Source organism: Pirellulales bacterium, assembly GCA_033762255.1.
In the GTDB taxonomy this organism is placed as follows: Bacteria; Planctomycetota; Planctomycetia; order Pirellulales; family JALHPA01; genus JANRLT01.
The window spans coordinates 197,857-215,213 of record JANRLT010000007.1 but is presented as its reverse complement, the minus strand read 5'-3'; the positions used below and the strand labels follow the sequence as shown (position 1 = coordinate 215,213).

12 protein-coding genes are annotated in these 17,357 nt (G+C 57.0%); 8 read left to right on the top strand and 4 right to left on the bottom strand.

Features of this window, described 5'->3' with window-relative positions; translation table 11 throughout:
- Positions 1-59 precede the first annotated feature (59 nt).
- From SFX18_02035 to SFX18_02020, 4 genes are all read left to right on the top strand, one after another.
- Positions 60-833, top strand: a complete 774-nt coding sequence (locus SFX18_02035) for a UDP-2,3-diacylglucosamine diphosphatase (GenBank protein MDX1961902.1) — start codon at positions 60-62, stop codon at positions 831-833.
- Between the two features lie 465 nt (positions 834-1,298).
- Positions 1,299-2,492 (top strand): BtaA family protein, encoded by a 1,194-nt coding sequence (locus SFX18_02030; protein ID MDX1961901.1) that lies wholly within the window; start codon positions 1,299-1,301, stop codon positions 2,490-2,492.
- Between the two features lie 541 nt (positions 2,493-3,033).
- Complete coding sequence (locus SFX18_02025; protein ID MDX1961900.1) at positions 3,034-3,756, top strand: methyltransferase domain-containing protein; 723 nt, start codon at positions 3,034-3,036, stop codon at positions 3,754-3,756.
- Positions 3,757-3,967: 211 nt separating this feature from the next.
- The gene (locus SFX18_02020; protein MDX1961899.1) at positions 3,968-4,312 is read left to right on the top strand and encodes a hypothetical protein; all 345 of its coding nucleotides are present in this window, start codon (positions 3,968-3,970) and stop codon (positions 4,310-4,312) included.
- A gap of 268 nt (positions 4,313-4,580) precedes the next feature.
- Here SFX18_02020 and SFX18_02015 read toward each other — a convergent pair whose 3' ends face one another.
- Positions 4,581-5,705, bottom strand: coding sequence for a sugar phosphate nucleotidyltransferase (locus tag SFX18_02015; GenBank protein MDX1961898.1), 1,125 nt, complete (start codon positions 5,703-5,705; stop codon positions 4,581-4,583).
- Positions 5,706-6,014: 309 nt separating this feature from the next.
- On the opposite strand from SFX18_02015, the gene SFX18_02010 reads away from it, so the two are divergent.
- Entirely contained in the window at positions 6,015-7,058 is a 1,044-nt protein-coding gene (locus SFX18_02010) for a cyclopropane-fatty-acyl-phospholipid synthase family protein (protein MDX1961897.1), read from the top strand.
- A gap of 148 nt (positions 7,059-7,206) precedes the next feature.
- On the top strand, positions 7,207-7,575 hold the full coding sequence (locus tag SFX18_02005; GenBank protein MDX1961896.1) for a DUF433 domain-containing protein: 369 nt from the start codon (positions 7,207-7,209) through the stop codon (positions 7,573-7,575).
- A gap of 609 nt (positions 7,576-8,184) precedes the next feature.
- Here the strand turns inward: SFX18_02005 and SFX18_02000 are convergent.
- Together SFX18_02000 and SFX18_01995 are read right to left on the bottom strand one after the other, a co-directional pair.
- Positions 8,185-9,099 (bottom strand): dihydrodipicolinate synthase family protein, encoded by a 915-nt coding sequence (locus SFX18_02000; protein MDX1961895.1) that lies wholly within the window; start codon positions 9,097-9,099, stop codon positions 8,185-8,187.
- A 133-nt stretch (positions 9,100-9,232) separates the two neighbouring features.
- Positions 9,233-10,555 carry a DEAD/DEAH box helicase gene (locus tag SFX18_01995; protein ID MDX1961894.1) on the bottom strand — a complete coding sequence of 441 codons (1,323 nt, stop codon included), beginning with the start codon at positions 10,553-10,555 and terminating at the stop codon, positions 9,233-9,235.
- Between the two features lie 1,211 nt (positions 10,556-11,766).
- Between SFX18_01995 and SFX18_01990 the strand changes: the two genes are divergently transcribed.
- Positions 11,767-14,148, top strand: coding sequence for a hypothetical protein (locus SFX18_01990; GenBank protein ID MDX1961893.1), 2,382 nt, complete (start codon positions 11,767-11,769; stop codon positions 14,146-14,148).
- A 99-nt stretch (positions 14,149-14,247) separates the two neighbouring features.
- Here SFX18_01990 and SFX18_01985 read toward each other — a convergent pair whose 3' ends face one another.
- A complete protein-coding gene (locus tag SFX18_01985) occupies positions 14,248-15,033 on the bottom strand; it encodes a phosphoadenylyl-sulfate reductase (protein MDX1961892.1) in 786 nt (261 codons plus the stop codon).
- Positions 15,034-15,346: 313 nt separating this feature from the next.
- Between SFX18_01985 and SFX18_01980 the strand changes: the two genes are divergently transcribed.
- On the top strand, positions 15,347-16,870 hold the full coding sequence (locus SFX18_01980) for a rhamnulokinase family protein (protein MDX1961891.1): 1,524 nt from the start codon (positions 15,347-15,349) through the stop codon (positions 16,868-16,870).
- The last annotated feature ends 487 nt before the right edge of the window (positions 16,871-17,357 follow it).

Here is a 17,357-nt window from a genome sequence, read left to right as displayed (position 1 = left end):
ATTTCAAGGGCCACAACATTTCGCCAGAGACCACAATTTTCGCAAAGAGCGATTTGCCCATGCGACATTTTGACACGGTCGTGATCAGCGACCTGCATTTGGGTGCCAGAAATTCACGGACGACTGACATCCTCCATTTTTTAGGTAGCATCCACGCCGAGCAGTGGATCGTGAACGGCGATTTATTTGAAGACCCGCGGCTGCGTGGTCTGCGCTGCGCCGATGTGGCGGTGTTGGACGCCTTGCGGGGAATCGCGGCGCACTCGCAATTGATTTTGCTCAAGGGAAACCACGACCCCGAGCCCCACTGGTATGGCGGACTATTGGGCCTGCCAGTTCGGGAGGAAATAACAATTCAAGTTGGATCGCGGCGGTATCTGGTTTGTCATGGTGATCGCTGGGACGGGGCGATGCAACTACCCGGCTGGTTGATTGGCATTGCGGACGCCATTTATTTGGGATCGCAGCGGATTGATCCCTCGCATCGATTGGCCAAGGTGCTGAAGCGCAAATGCAAGACATTCGTCCGCGCTGTCAAGAATTTGCGCGAGCGGGCCGCCGCTGTTGCCCGCGAGCGCGGATTTGACGGGATCATCCTGGGCCATACGCACATGCCGGAGGATGTGCACCTGGAGGGCGTGCATTATTTGAATAGCGGTTGCTGGACCGAGCGGCCGACGGGATACATAGGCGTGCGTCAAGGTCGGGCGGCATGTTACTCTTGGACGGGACAGCCCGAGGGGCGGATCGAATCACGGGACTACGTGCCAGCGATCGAGAGCGCGACGCGGAAAGAGTTAGACCCGACCGGTTGGGCTTTGGCGGGCGTGTAAAGCTGTACAATGCCGCCGATGGGTGGCGGGAGACGGGAGGCGGGAGACGGGAAGTTTAGCCGCGACGCGCAGCGGAGCGCGAAATGACGGGAGACGGGAGTTAGTGGACAAATGTCAGGGAGATAGGGAGCTGGGGCAGAGGTGCGGAGGAGACGCAATCTCAAATTTAAAATTATCAAATCTGAAATTTGTAACTAGTAATTCGTAATTTGTAATAAATTGGATGCTTAGGTTGACGAAGCGGCCAGCCGAGGGCTATTCTGCTAGAGTGGATTGGGGACAGGGGATCGCCTGGCGGAGCCAGCACGCGGTAGTCGGCAGGTACGGTGGAACCAAGACCAACAGGGAGGTTGCCATGCCCGAAATTCCAAGGAATTCCCGCTCCTGCGGCGAACATCCCCCCCGCTGCGAATCTGTCTCGCGGCGGAAACTCCCAACCGAGTTTGACCAGCAAAGGAATCCGGAATGCGATTGTGGGAAAGCTTTCAACAGCGTTGTTTTCATTGGGTCCATGGTAGTAATCTGGTTTACAACGCCTGCTGGGAAGATCCCCGGCTCGATCGCGTGGCCCTCCAGTTGGGTCCCGCCGACACCGTGGCTGTGATCACCTCCGCCGGTTGCAACGCCCTGGACTATGTGCTGCAAAGTCCCCGGGCCGTGTACACCATTGACATGAACCCCCGCCAGAACGCCCTGCTCGAACTCAAGCTGGCCGGCATCCGCGCGCTCGATTATGAAACCTTTTTTCGGATGTTCGGCCAGGGAAAAGTCGCCAACCCCCGCCAAGTTTACGAACAACAATTGCGCCGGCACCTGTCGCCAGTGTCGCAAAAGTATTGGGACCGCTTTCATTACTTTTTTTCCGGACGCGGATTTCGGCCCTCGTTCTATTTTCACGGCACCGCGGGAGCCTTTGCCCGGGGCATGAATTTTTACATCGACCGGTTGGTTCGCTTGCGCGGACCCGTGCAGGACTTGCTCGCCGCCGGATCCGTCGCCGAACAGCGCGACATTTATGAACGCCAAATCAAACCCGTCTTTTGGAGCAAGCCCCTTCGCTGGGCGTTAGGCCGCAACTCAACCCTCAGCATGCTGGGCGTTCCCCCGCCGCAAGTCAAACAAGTCGAAAAGCACTTTGGGGGGATCGCGGGCTTTATGCAATCCTGCGTCGAGGCGGTCTTTGCCGAACTCCCCATCGCGGATAATTATTTTTGGCGGGTCTACCTGACCGGCTCTTATACACCGGACTGTTGCCCCGAATACCTCAAACCCGAAAATTTTGCCAAATTACAGGGGGGACTGGTCGATCGCGTCCGCCCCTACACCGGCACGGTCGAAGAATTTTTGCTGCAACATCCCGAACCCCTCACGCGACTGATCTTGCTGGACCACATGGACTGGCTGAGCACGCACCGCACGGACCTATTGCGCAGCGAATGGCAGGCCATTGTCGAGCGGGCCGCCCCCGGCGCGCGGATTTTGTGGCGCAGCGGCGGGCTGGAAACCCCCTTTGTCGATGAACAAATCGTCCAAGTCCACGGGCGAAATGTCAAAGTGGGCGAGCTCCTCACCTACAATAAACCGCTGGCCGAGGAACTTCACCGCCAAGATCGCGTCCACACCTATGGCTGCTTTAACATCGCCGAACTGGCGGTGTGAGTGAGGGAGACGAGAGACGAGAGACGAGAGACGCGGGTGGCAGGGGTCGAGCCTTGGCGAGGACCCTGGGTGAAGTGAGAAGTAGGAATGAGGAATTCGGAATTGCTGCAATTCAATTTTACCTTCTGCATTCATACTTCTGCCTTGGAATTGGGGGCAAGCCTCGGCTAGCTCCCCGTGGGTATCGAAGGGGCAGGGTAATTTGCATCATTCCTAAGACTCCCCACCAATACTTACCACCCACTATCCACTCCCCACTACCCACTAACATTTCATTTCGCGCGGCGGTCGCGCGAAACTTGGTACGGATGCCATCACCCGGAACGGACGTATGCGGCTATTAACCCTCACCGGCGGCCCTCCGCGGCCACGAACTGCCGACTGGCGGCGATTGCTGCTATAATTTGTTCCATCACCCCAGGGAGCGTCACCCCCGGGGTGGCGTCGCTTATGCTGTTGACTTGCACCACCGCGCTTGCAGTATCCGGCGCAAAAACCCGCCTTCCCAGCCTGGAAGACCTTTTGGCCGGCGCCCTCCGTTATGTCACTCACGCAAGATTTAAAAACGCTCTATCATTTATCGCTCTCCCCGATTCGGGGACAGACCCACGCCGAACGGCTGAAAAGCTTTTACGGCAAACAGGCGGAAGGTTACGACGACTTCCGCCGCCGACTGCTCCCCGGTCGCGAAACCCTCTACCGCGCCCTCCCCGCCCCCGCTGGGGGACGCTGGCTGGAAATGGGTGGCGGCACCGGGGCCAATCTCGAATTCCTGGGCGAGCGGATTCGTGACCTGGGCCATGTCGATATTGTCGACCTGTGTGGGCCGCTGCTGGAGATCGCCCAGCGGCGGATCGCCGACCGGGGTTGGACCAACGTCCACACCACCGAATATGACGCAACCACTTTCCAGGCCGAACCTTATGACGTGATCACGTTTTCCTACTCGTTGACGATGATTCCCGACTGGTTCGCCGCGCTCGAGCGGGCCACCGCGCTGCTCAAACCCGGCGGCATGCTGGGCGTGGTCGACTTTTACGTCTCGCGCAAGCATCCCGACCAGGGGCGTGCCCGGCATGGCTGGCTGACCCGCAGCTTTTGGCCGTTTTGGTTCAACCGGGATAATGTGTTTCCCAACCCGGACCATCTGCCCTATTTGCAGCGGCATTTCACGCTGGAACTGCTAGAGGAAGGCCGCGCCAAGGTTCCGTATGTCCCCTTCGCCCGCGTGCCGTATTATGTGTTTGTGGGACGGAAGGGGTGAGAGGGTAGTAGGTCCCGGCCGCCGGACGGGACTGATGCGACGAGAGCGCGGGCGACGTCAACAAAGCCGCCGATGGTATCGGCGGAATAGAGGGACGCGGGGTGCGGGACGTGGGTTGTAGGAGACGGAGGCAAACTTTCCCGCTCCGTAGGAGCGAAATCTTTATTGCGATCGGGCAACGGCATAAAATCTAATAATCAACAGCCCCCCGATGGAAAATCCCTACCAGTCCCCGCAAACGGTTGATACACCCCCGCGAGTGGCGGCGGATGGTAAAAAATCACTCTTGCCGCTGATCAGCCCGGTACTGGTATTTTGGGTGGGGTCTGCGTTTTGGCATTACGTGACCACCTCGATCATGTTCAAACGGTCTGCAACCATTTTTGATTGGTTTATCCTCGCCGCAAATCTGATCGCCCTTCTCCCCCTGGCCTGCTATTGCGCCTGTTACGGAATTCATGCGCTCCAGCGCCACCTCGTGACGGTGGTAATCATCGCGATCTTATTGGGCGTGGAGCTTGTCGTGGTACTGGTCTGGATTGCGTTTTTTAGTTAGAAAGGGGGACTTGCTAGATTCATTATTCCTACTTCTCACTTCTCTCCACGGGGTCCTCGCCGTGGCTCGACCACCAGCCACCCGCGTATTAATTAAGAATGAAGAATTAAAAATTATGAATTGATTCCGGTCATTCTGCATTCATCATTCTGAATTCTACACTTGCCATGCTGGGGGCTCGCTAAGGCTCGAACGCCAGCCACCGTGCTGACGACTTTGCTCTCATCTCCCACCTCCCTGCCTACCAGTCCCGTCCGGCGGACGGGACCTACAAATATTCCCGCCAGCCGCGCTCCTCAAGCTCCTTAACCACTTGGCGGATGCCTTCCTCGTCTTGTTTGCGGGCGACCAGCGTCGCGTCCGCCGTGCGGACCACCACGCAATCTTGCAGGCCCAGCGTCACGATCAAATGTTCATCGTCGCTGCGGACAATCGTGCCGGTGGTGTTGATGCCCAGGTGTTTGGCACGAATGGTATTGCCGGCGGCATCGGCCCCTTCCAGTCGGGCGATGGCCTGCCAACTCCCCACGTCGTCCCATTGAAAAGGAGCCTCGATCACCAGCACATCGCGGGCGTGTTCCATGACGGCGTAATCGATGGAAATTCCCCGCATCGCGCTAAATTCCCGCTCCAGCACGGTGGCAAAGTCCGGCCGGCCCAGGGCCGCCTGGATGGTCATCAGTTGCCGCGCCAGTTCTGGTTGATAGCGGTGCAGCGCGGCCAAAATGGTCGCCGCGCTCCAGACAAAAATCCCGGAGTTCCACAAAAATTTGCCCGATTCCAGGTACTCCCGCGCCACGCTGGCGGCGGGCTTTTCGCGAAAGTGGGCGACGCGGCTCACGACCAGATTGGCGGCAAGGCCGCCGGGCGCGGCGGCGGGCAGATCGCTGTTGGGGACGATGGCCCCCCGTTCGATATAGCCAAAGCACTCCGCGGGGTACGTCGGCTTGATGCCAAAGGTTACAAACCGTTCAGGGCGTTGGCGGACGATTTCCGCCGCGGCCATGATCGCCTGTTGAAACAGTTCATCACTGTGAATCACATGGTCGGAGGGCATGACGGCCATGATCGCTTCCGGATCGCGGCGCAAGAGCGTTATCGCCGCCAGGCCAATGCACGCCGCCGTGTCCCTTTTGCACGGTTCGACCAACATTTGTCCGGACCGCGGCGGGGAGGCCCAGCCGGGCAATTCCTGGCGGATCGTATCCGCCAGGGCGTGCCCCGTGGCAATCCAGACCCGTTCGGACGGTATGATTTTGCCCAAGCGATCAATCGTGGCGGCTAACAGGGTCCGGTCCCCGGCCAGTTTTAGCAGTTGCTTGGGCCGCAGGTTGCGGCTGGCGGGCCAAAAGCGGGTTCCCGACCCTCCGGCCATGATCACGGCATGCAGCATGGCGATTCTCCCGGAAGTAAATGGCAAAGTTGAGTGGGGTGCATCGCGCGGAACGCGAGTGATTTGACGTAGCGGAACTCGCCCGAGTTCTGGAATTGTTCGTAAAACGGAATTCTTGCGAATTCCGCTACTTGTGGCGAATGTGAAAGGTTTAAGTTCTAAGTACTAGTGACAGGATTGTCACAATTCGATTGACGCCCATAATACACTTTAGCATAAGCGGCATTTTTTCCCCAGGGGAATCGCCGGGGCAAAGTTTGCGGCCGCGGCGTTGGCCCGTCATGCGACCTATCTTTGGATCATTTGTCAATGTCATTCACCGTGGAACTGGCCGAGCGGGGCTGGCTGCCGGATGCCGTGCTGCGCTGGGGGATGAGGCGATTGTTAGCGCAGCGTTTGCGCGACTCTGTCCCTAAAAATGGGGGGGGCCGCGCGGCGCAAAACCGGCAATTGGCCGCGGAGCTGTGCGCCGGACCGATCGCCGTCCAAACCGCCGCCGCCAATGAGCAGCACTACGAGGTTCCCGCCCGTTTTTTTGAATTGATTCTAGGCCCCCGGCTGAAATACAGTGGTTGCCTGTATCCCCCCGGCGTGTCGGACTTGGCCGCGGCGGAGGAAGAGATGCTGCGGCTAACCTGTGCGCGGGGGGAAATCGCCGATGGTCAGCGGATTTTGGAATTGGGCTGCGGCTGGGGGTCGTTGTCTCTCTGGCTGGCGGAGCATTATCCCCATGCCGCGATCACCGGAGTTTCCAATTCCCACGGCCAACGCGCGTTCATCATGGCGCGGGCCCAAGCGCGGGGACTAAAAAATCTATCGATCATCACGGCGGATATAAATGACTTTGTGCCGACGGGCCAGTTTGACCGGGTGGTCAGTGTGGAGATGTTTGAGCATTTACGGAATCATGAATTGCTTTTAAAACGAATCGCCGAGTGGTTGCAACCGGAGGGGCTGTTGTTTGTGCATCACTTTTGCCATCGGGACGCGGCGTATTTGTTTGAAGAAACCGGTCCCGCGGCTAGTGGCCAAAACTGGATGACGCGGCATTTTTTTCGCGGGGGAATCATGCCCAGCGCGGATTGGCTAAGCCACTTTGATCGCCATCTCAAGTTGCGCCGGCAATGGTTGGTGGATGGTAAGCATTATTGCCGGACGCTCTTGGCATGGCTAAAAAACCTGGATGAGCGGCGGGCCGAGATTGTCCCCTTGTTGGCGGCAACGTATGGTCCGGGGGCCGCCCCGCGCGTGCTGCAACGCTGGCGGATGTTTATCCTGGCCTGTGCCGAGTTATTCGGCTATGCCGATGGCACCGAGTGGCAGGTGGGACATTATGTGTTGGAGAAAGTGTGACAAACGAGGGAAATCTTTATACCAATAGGCAGAGTTGTCGGGTACCTTGGCACTTTCGCTAAATTAGGGGTATAATTAATGCAACTAAAACATTGATAAGAACCAAAAATGATCCTAATTCCGTCACCAGCGGATGCAAAAAGCGGACATGTCGCCAGAAACCAACAATTCCCCCATTATCAACCGTGGACGCGGTCCGGAAATCTCTGGAACCCGCATTACCGTGTATGATATTTTGGATTATCAGCAGCAGGGTTGGACGCCGCTGCAAGTCGCCGCTTTATTTCGTATTAGTTCTAAAAAGATACAAGCCGCTTTTGAATATATCGAACTGCATCGTGAATCGGTTTTAGCCGAGTACCAACAAATTTTGGCACGTCAAGAAAATTACGCCTATCAACCGGCGGACCTCGCCCGGATCGAGAAGGTGCGCCAGGCGGCCGCGATTCGGTTGGAGGAAATCCGCGCAAAAATACGCAATACATATAACGATGCCAAAGATCATGGCGGATCATGACGTGGAAGGCCAACTACAAGTGTTGATCCATATTTGGTCGACACCTGTTTGGCGAGATGTCGCCGGTGCTTGTTTTGAATCGCTGGAGACATTTGCTAGTTTAGGTCTTTCTCCAAGCGCGCAAGATTCCAGAAATATGGCATACTTGCCAGTCGCAAGATACTATCTTAATAACCGGCAATCGAAATGCCGATGGTCCCCATTCGTTGGAATCTACCATTCGTGAGTACGGAACGTCGAGCAGCTACCCCGTCATTACCATTTCCCATCCCGACCGAGTTTTGCGCGACCGCGATTATGCGGAACGCGCAGCAGTCCAGTTGCTAGAGTTTCTGTTAGAAATAAAATCACTCAGAGGAACGGGGCGCCTGTATGTTCCCTAACTGAATTGGCATGGACTATCGAAGAATTAGCATTCTAAAAATCTCTTGAACACTAATTTGCTCTTAACCACGCTAATCCAGCCAAGCTGACAGTAGAAACCGACCAAGAGCGGTTCGCGCGTGGCAACCCAGTTGCGTGGCACCCCGCAAATCCACGCTTTGAGGCCAAATCACGTGGAATAACCGGGGTTTTGTCCGTATGGAACGTGCGTCAGTTCATGGCGGATCATGACATAACTGGCCGCGTATCCAATCCCCGGCGAATGATGCGCAAGATGCGATCCCGTTCCTCGCCGACCAGGGGCAACCGCGGCGGACGGGTCAGTTCATTGCCATAGCCACAAACTTGCACGGCCAGCTTGATATATTGCACCAGCTTGACATGAGTATCTAGGTGCAGTAACGGCGTGTACCAGCGGTACAGTTGGAGCGCCGCCTCCCACTGGCCCGCCTGCGCGAGATCCCACAGGCGGCGGTTTTCCACGGGAAAAGCGTTGACCAGCCCGCTCACCCAGCCCTTGGCCCCTAGTAGCAGGCTTTCCAGTATCAGATCATCCACGCCGCAAAAAAGGATATAACGGTCATTGCAGACATTGCGGATGTCGGTGATCCGCCGCACATTATCGGAGGATTCCTTGACCGCGACAAACTTGGGTTCGTCCGCCAGTTCCAGCAGCAACTCCGGCCAAAGGTCCACATGGTACGCCACGGGATTATTATAAATCATGATCGGCAGATCGCTGGCCCCCGCCACCGCGCGAAAGTGCGTGACCGCCTCCCGCGCGTCGGCCTTGTAGATCATCGCGGGAAGCACCATTAGCCCATCCACGCCGATCGCACTGGCGTCCGCGGCAAACCGGCAGGCCGCCCGGGTCGTGGTCTCCGCCACACCGGAAAGCACCGGCACCCGCCCGGCCACGTGTTCCACCACCGCCCGCAGGACTTCCCGTTTTTCTTCCGCTTCCAGGGCCGTGTTTTCTCCCACCGATCCTAGCATGATCAGTCCATGCACGCCGGATTTTAGCATGACCTCGACGTGTCCCAGCGTGGCGGGCAAATTAAGGCCAAAGTCATCATGAAAATGGGTGACGGCGGCGGGAAAAACTCCCTGCCAGTTGGCGGCTGCGGCAAGTAGGGACATGGATCGCCAGGAAAGAATAAATGGCCGGTAACAAACAGCTTCTGGCCAAGGAGTGGCCAAAAAAAGCGGTCACCGACCAATGTAACAAAAATCCGCCCGGGGGAAAGAATGATCCGGCGGCCTGGGCCTGATTTTAAAGCGCGCGGCGGTATTTTTTACGCACCTGATTGGCGGGGCCCGAAATTTTTGATTCCTCTGGCTCGCCAGACGGAAAGCCATCCCCCACAATTTTACCACGCACCGGGCTGGCATGGGGGCGGCTGACGGCGGCAAAGCCCTCGATCTCGTCCCTGATCAACTGCTTATTGATGCGCACTTCGATCCGCGTGAGTTGGGGGCCTTCTTCCGGAGTGACAAATGTGTAGGCCACCCCTTCCCGTCCCATGCGTCCCGTCCGGCCCACACGATGAACGTAATCATCGCAAAATTCGGGGACGTCGTAGTTAATAATGTGCGAAATCCCCGACACGTCGATGCCCCGTCCCACGACATCCGTCGCCACCAGGGCCAACACCGTCCCCGCGCGAAAACCGGCCATCACGCGGTCGCGGGCTCCCTGGCCCAGATCGCCATGAATGCAGCCGACTTGGTGTTTCAATTTTTTGGCCAGCTTGGTGTATACCTTGTCCGTGCCGCGCTTGGTCCGGCAAAAAATGATCGCCTGGCGGGGCTTTTCCCGGAATAGCAGCCGGCACAACAGGTCGAATTTGCGGTCGGCGTCCACCGTAAAGTAAAACTGCTCGATCGTGTCGTGCGAAATATCCTTGGGCGAGAAATTCATCACCTGCGGATCGATCATGTACCGCTTGGCCAGTTTTTCGACCGGCGGGGGGACCGTCGCGCTCAGGAGCAGCGTTTGTCGCTGGGTGGGACAGCGTTTAAGGATTTTTTCAATATCGGGCCGAAAGCCAATGTCCAACATCCGATCCGCTTCGTCCAGAACGACCGTGGTCAGTTGATCCAGCTTCAGCGTTCCCCGACCCAGGTGATCCAGCACCCGTCCCGGCGTGCCCACCACGACTTCGCACCCTTTTTGCATCTTGGTGATTTGCGCCTTGATCGGTTTGCCGCCATACAAGGGAACACAGTGGATATGTTGCCCATGCGACAGCTTTTCCACTTCGTCCTTCACCTGTACCGCCAATTCCCGCGTGGGGACGAGGATTAGCACTTGCACGGGAGGGTGTTTTTGCCCCCCTTTGATCCGTTCCAGCACGGGTATCACAAAGGCGGCGGTCTTGCCGGTCCCGGTACGGGCCTGGCCCAGGACATCCCCCCCTGCCAGGGCCACGGGAATGAGGCCAGCCTGAATCGGTGTGGGCGAGGTATAGCCCGCATACTCCAAGGCTTTTTGCATCGCCGGAGAAAGGGGCATGTCCCGATACAACAAGGGAGTGGCCGGTTCGACCACGGGTGCTACAAGAGTGTCAGCGGAAAGCTCGATGGCGGAATTCATACCTAAAAAAAGTGATCCTGGATGAGACCCTCATTGCGCAGGATCGAAACCTAATGAAAAATAATCTGTCCCCTCTAAAATAGCTTGCGATGGGGCAATTGGTCAACGTGTCAGCCCCTTTAAAAGCAGAACGAACGCTTGGTCAAAAGCTATCGATGGGGCGTTAGTCAAACCACCCGCAGGGCGTTTGGCATGGGTTTTTTTACCCTTTTAACCGACGGCCAGCTCCCACCGCGTATCGAAAAATCAAGCGTTGACGGAACACCAAGCAGCCCAGAGAAATTGAATTAAAGGCCGTCCAGACCAAGTCGCGCCGCGAAAAATCTATGTTAAACTGGGTAGTTTAGATCCTTTTCCAGCGGAATGATAAGAGACCCCAAGGTCTTTTTAGTAAAATTTCCGTCTCTGTAAAGATTCATAAGTGCATGAAAAATATAGTCTTACGTCGCTAATAAAAGACTAACACGATATTGTACAAAAATGCCTAGGTTAGCCCTTGGCTTTTTGATACACCTGTGTAATATTGCTTGTGTTGGCGGTTAGGAACTAGAGGTTTTCTCTTGTTGAGACACATTTGGGACTGACCAGCCGACAAATTGGATATGCGAGAGAGTTGAGAACATAGCAGCGAATCATAGACCTGTTTCCCCTGCGGATCTTCTTCCCCCTACTCCCGAACGCAGTTGAACGGTCTATTTGTAAAGCACTCCAGCGCCCCCGCTGGAGTGCTTTTTTTATTGGCACAAAGCCACCGATGGCAGTAGGTCCCGTCCGCCGGACGGGACTAGTGTGACGGGCGACGTTTACCGCGCGCAGCCACACAAAGCCGCCGATGATATCGGCGGAACTGGCGGTTGCTCGTCAAACTCCACATATCTATTACTCCAAACTCTATTGAGCTAATTCTCCAGTCCCCTCACCCCGGCCCTCTCCCGATGGGAATTTTTTACATAAGGGAACGTCGCTATCGGGAGAGGGAGGAAAGCAGGGAGACGGTAGGCTGCTCCTCCACTGCTCCACTTCTCCATTACTCCACTCCTCCACTCGTGGCCGAAATGATTTGCTAGCATGGGATTTCGCAAAAAAATCCCTGTTGGGGCAATCGCCGCGTGTCGCTATGATTGGCCCGTTTTCTTTTTGAAATAGTTTTCCGCGCGCGTTCCGGTCGCAAGTTCTTTACGCCCACGCGCCTTAGAGCAGGAGGCTCTGTCATGGCAAAAATATCCGCCGGTTGTTGCAGGTTGGGTCTCATCCTGGGCGTGACGCTTTCGCTGCTGGCTGAATTTGCCCGGGCGGAAGAAGCACTTACCTGGCCGGGCATCAGCCTGGCGGAAAGTGTCCCGGTGTGGACTCGCGTGCCAGTGGTTTATAGCTCTGTCCCTGGCGACTCTGCACAAGAGTGGGAAGATAAACCATTTGCCTCTTACCTTGCATTTTCGCCTTACAGTACTCCGATCAGTATTAAGTTTGTGGTGCCGGGCAAGGAAAAACATAATCCCCCAAATATGAGCCGACTTGTACAACTTGGGGCTGTCCGGATAGTAGAATCTTTTGCGGATGGGTCTTCAAGATTGTATGACTCCCCATGGGAAAACCTGGGCCAAACTTGGGGGGATACCGTGGCCGAGTCATTGTTCGGCCTAAGTAACCGGCATGCCCAGATTGCCAACCATGCCTCTCGACATGCGAGGAATGACTACATCACGCACCCCGCTTTACAAAATCCCTTTGTCACGGGCGAGGCGGCTTCCTGGAAACCTGATAGCGCACAGGTGACTCGGACCCCATCCGCTGGTTTATCCACTCCCACGTGTCCCGGGTGTCCCGCGGCAACTGTGTGCGCGCCAGCCGCAACTTGTCCCCCTCAAGTCGCGGTGATTCATAATCCTTTTGTCGCCCAAAATGCTGGCGAATGCTCCGCTTGTCCCGCCACACCGCCAGAGTTGACCGATATACCTGGCCCACTGGGGGTCCTTCCCTGTCCCGCGCCGATTGCCGCGACGGAATGTGTCGGGATGATCGCCGCTTGTGAGGGTTGCATCGGGGAAGTGGACCCGCTAACGGCTATCGGTGTCAGTGCCGATCCTTCTTGCGCGGCCAACCCGCAAGCGGGGTCCTGGTCTACCGAAACTAATTGGATTGCGGAGCATGGACCACGGGACTTGCTAATCACCCAGCATCACAATATCCCCCTGGATCACGCCATTCCCGCGCCCCTTTTGGAAAGCTCGCCCGTCGCGACGGCACCGCTGAGCACCAATGCCGTGTTGCCATCTGCCGGTGATCCCATCACGGCCACCAGCGCCCCGCAAGAGCTGCCCGTGCCGCCGGAAATGGCGGCGGAATTATCCGGTACGGATATCGCGCTGGTGCAGTCCATTCACCGAGCGCTACGGCACGATATCTACGCCCAGGCACCTTTGTTGCACCCGGATCATCCGGCTGGGGAATTGATTCTACCTGGGAGCATGTCCCAGGTCGAAAAAACTTCTTCGAATTCGACGGCACTGTTGGGCGTGATTGCTGATCACGATGACGACTGCCCGGGCAGCGGACGAACGGATATTCGGCAAGTTACCTGCGAAGTTGGCCAGGAATGTGTTTGTCCGCCAGGGGTCGCGTGCGGCCAATGCCCCGCCAGCGGCACTTGTACACAGCAGAGTCAGTGTGCCCAGCAAGGGAATTGCCATCAGCAGGGCCAGTGTACTCAGCAGAACCTATGTGCGCAGCAAGCGACTTGTACCCCGTCAGCGCAATGCGTGCAGCAGAGTCAGTCTCCGCAGCCCGAAATTTTTACAGAAAGTGACATTTGCGGCTTTACGACTCGCCAGTCTGCCATGACAAATTCGCAGTGCGCAACAGGTAACTGTCCCAGCGGCACTTGCATTTCTAGTGGCGTCTACTTTGAACAAGAAGACTGCACTAGTGAGCCAGGGGAGCCGATCGCGGTTCCTGGTGGTGGGTGTGGAACGCATCTACCGGATACACTCTATGGTTGTCCTCCCCCCGTGGCACCTTCCCCAGCGATTGTGGGGGGTCCTCAACCACCACAGGCGTTTGATCCCTTTCGGAATGGCAACACGCCTGTGCCGTTTGCCCCCAGTCAATTAGGCCAGCCTGGGGAACAGGTTTATTCGCAGCCGATGATGGGTGGGGGCACTGCCGAAATACCTTGCTTGCCTCCGGCACCGCCGCAGACAATGGCGCAACCCGCCATGCCACGATTTCCCGCGGCAGCGCCGTATGCCACCCCACCGGTGCTGGATCCTCTCCCCCCCACTTATATTGCTGCACCGGTGTTTGGCACGCCTCCCACCTTCACCTATAGCACTCAGCCCGTGTATAGTGCGAATCCCAACGGTGGCGAACACCCCGGTCAGGCCGCGGAACTGACGGTTGTATATCGTCAGTTGGACCAATTGGCCGAACGGATGGAAGACCTGCAGCGGTACGCCGACGCGGATCGTTTGCGGGCCATGGCCGCGGAATATCGCCAACAAGTCCGCATGCTAGGCCAGCGAGGAAATGCCACCGCGGCGCATTGGGGTGTGGGACCAACGCCGACGCCACCGGGAATGCATCCGGCTTATTAAGCAAGCGCGGCTTGATTATAGAAAATGATCACATTCAATAAGAATCCCGAGGCGAGCCGTTCGTCCCGGGATTTTTTTATAAAGTGATTCAATGTAGAGTCATTCCGCGGTATGCAGGCCGCACTCTTTTTTGGCAAAGCCGCTCCAGCGCCCCGCGCGTTCGTCCTCGCCATCCATGACTGACCGCGTGCAGGGCCAGCAGCCGATGCTGGTATAACCCTGGTCGTGTAGCGGATTGTAGGGGATCTTATTTTCCGTGATCCACTTCCAAATGTCCTTCTTGGTCGCGTTGGCCAACGGGCTGATCTTGACTAGGCCAAACTTTTTGTCCCAACCCACGATCGCCGCCTTGGCCCGGTCGGGGCTTTGGTCCCGGCGGATGCCGCTCATCCAGGCGGTCCAACCCTGGCTGGCCTTGCGCTTTAGTACGCTGATCTTTCTGTCGAAACAGCACTGATCGGGATTGGTCTTATAAATCGGTCCGCCATGCAATGCCTCATACTGGGCGACGGTGGTTTCCGGCTGGGTCAATTCCACTTCGATCCCGTACTTTTGGGCGATTTCATCCCGCAGCTTTAGCGTTTCGGCAAATTGATAGCCCGTGTCCAGGTTAAAAACATGCACGTCTTTATTGATCCGGGACAGCATCCACAAGATCACGCACCCCTCGGGACCAAAGGCGGTCGCCATTGTCAGCTTGGGGTAGTAGGTTTGCACCGCCCAATCCAGGATTTCTAGCGGGGTGGCGGATTCCAGGCGTTCGCTCTGCCCCCGCAATTCGTCCAAAAAATCAGCGGGGGGGAGCGACGGTAATTCGGGACGAACGGCGACGGGCGAGGGAGTTTCCAACACTTGGAACAAACCAGGAAGGGCGGGGGCTATCATAGGGCACCACAAACACAGGAATGGAATGCCTAATATTACTTATTTCATAAACATAGTCAACAATGATCGGTACGATAGGATTATCGGCAAGGTTTGACCTGTAACATCAGGGATAACGATTGTAACGCGCGGGGAAAAGGCTATGCATAACATGGACTTTGCGTTTAACTCTATTATTGACTTAGTCTTACGCTAATTATTTTGCCATTCTGCCAGATCCTTGTTTCAAAGCCTAAATTCGCTATTTTGAAGCTCTATCAACCCTGCCAGATTCTCGGCAAGGTCCAAATCCCAATTTGGCGGAGCTTTTCTTATGTCGTACGCGGTTTGTCTGGCTATCGATTTGGGAGCCTCCAGTGGGCGGCACGTCGCGGGCAGCTTTGACGGCCAACGGCTGGAACTGGCCGAACTGTACCGCTTTGACAATGGGCCGACCCTGGCCGCCGGGCGGATGTATTGGGATTATTTGCAACTCTGGACCCAACTGCAAAATGGCTTAAAAGTCGCGCACACCAATTACACCGATCAAATCCGCTCGGTCGGCGTTGATACCTGGGGCGTGGACTTTGCCCTGCTCGGCCGCAATGGCGAGATTTTGTCCAACCCCGTCCATTACCGCGACCCCCGAACCACGGGCATGCTGGAACTGGCGGAGTCGATCGTCCCCCGAGCAGAAATCTTTGCCGCCACGGGCGTGCAATTCATGCCCATTAATACGCTGTATCAACTGCTGGCGATGCGTGTGGCCGACTCCCCGGTCTTAGCCGCGGCCCAGACATTCCTGATGATGCCGGACCTGTTTCACTGGCTATTGAGCGGACAACTGGCCAACGAATACACCAACGCCACCACCACGCAAATGCTCAACCCCCGCACGCGCGGTTGGGCCGTGGATTTATTGCAGCGGCTCAATATTCCCACGCAAATGCTAGGCGAGCTGATTCAACCGGGGACGGTGCTGGGGACGTTATTACCCGCGGTGCGCGACTCCACGGGGCTAGGCAATGTCCAGGTTATCGCCCCTGGCACACATGACACCGCGAGCGCCGTCCTGGCGGTGCCGGTGGATGGATCAGCCAGCGCGGCAGATCCCGCCAATAGCGGTCCCGGGCTGGATTGGTGCTATATCAGTTCCGGCACCTGGTCGCTCATGGGCGTGGAAGTCCCCCAACCGATCATCACTGAGCGTTCGCTGCAATGCAACTTTACCAACGAAGGGGGCGTCGGCCAGACGACCCGACTTCTTAAAAATATCGCGGGTCTGTGGCTGGTCCAGGAATGCCGCCGTATCTGGCGCGCCGCGGGGGAAGATCACGATTGGTCGGAGCTGGCCGCGCTGGCCGCCCAGGCCGAGCCGCTTCGCTCGCTAATCAATCCGGATGATCCGGTCTTTTTGGCGCCGGCCAATATGCCCGCCGCCATTCAGGATTTTTGTCGCCGGACCAATCAGCCGGTTCCCGCCACGCCGGGCCAGATCATTCGCACCGCGCTCGAGAGTCTGGCGCTGCGATATCGGCAAGTGCTTGGCTGGTTGCGGGAGCTGACCGGGGGACCGATCCGGACGATTCATATTGTGGGGGGAGGCAGCAATAATGCGCTGCTCAATCAAATGACTGCGGCCGCGACCGGCGCGCGGGTGATCGCCGGGCCGGTCGAAGGGACGGCCATCGGCAACGTGCTGATGCAATTGATCGCCCTGGGGGAAGTTGGCAGTATTACCGAGGCGCGGCAAATCGTGCGGCGGAGTTTTTTGGTCGAGGAAATCACCGCGGGACCGGGACTGGGCACCCCGGCGGAATGGAACGGGGCAGCGGAGCGGTTTGCGAAGTGGAAATAGGGGGGGTGGGCAGGGTTGTTCGCTACGATTCAACCGCTGGGCTGATTGAGAACCGCGTTGCGGTATCCTCTCTCCCTTTGGGAGAGGGCCGGGGTGAGGGAATCATCCGCAACGCGGTTAAGAAACTTAGCCCTGGGTTACCGCGCAGCGGTTACCCAGGGAGTACCGCAACGCGGTTGTGTGGAACTTATTCCGTCGCGGGTGGCATCGGAACTTGTTCCGGTGTGCGCAGCACAAGAAGCCCACAGGATAGAGCGAAAATATTTGAAAAACTGCTTCCGTCCGCTGCGCTGCTCAGGAACAAGTTCCTGAGGTATCCGATAGACACGTGGGCGCTAACCAGGGGTACCCGGTAAGCGGCGCCAAAAGATGTTAAATTCCCATGTTATCATGCTTTATAAATGCCTCATGAAGCAACGCGGCCCAGGAAATCTTTCCTGGGCCGCTCGCGCTTCTCCCGCAAGGCGAACGATTTTTGGTGTCTTCC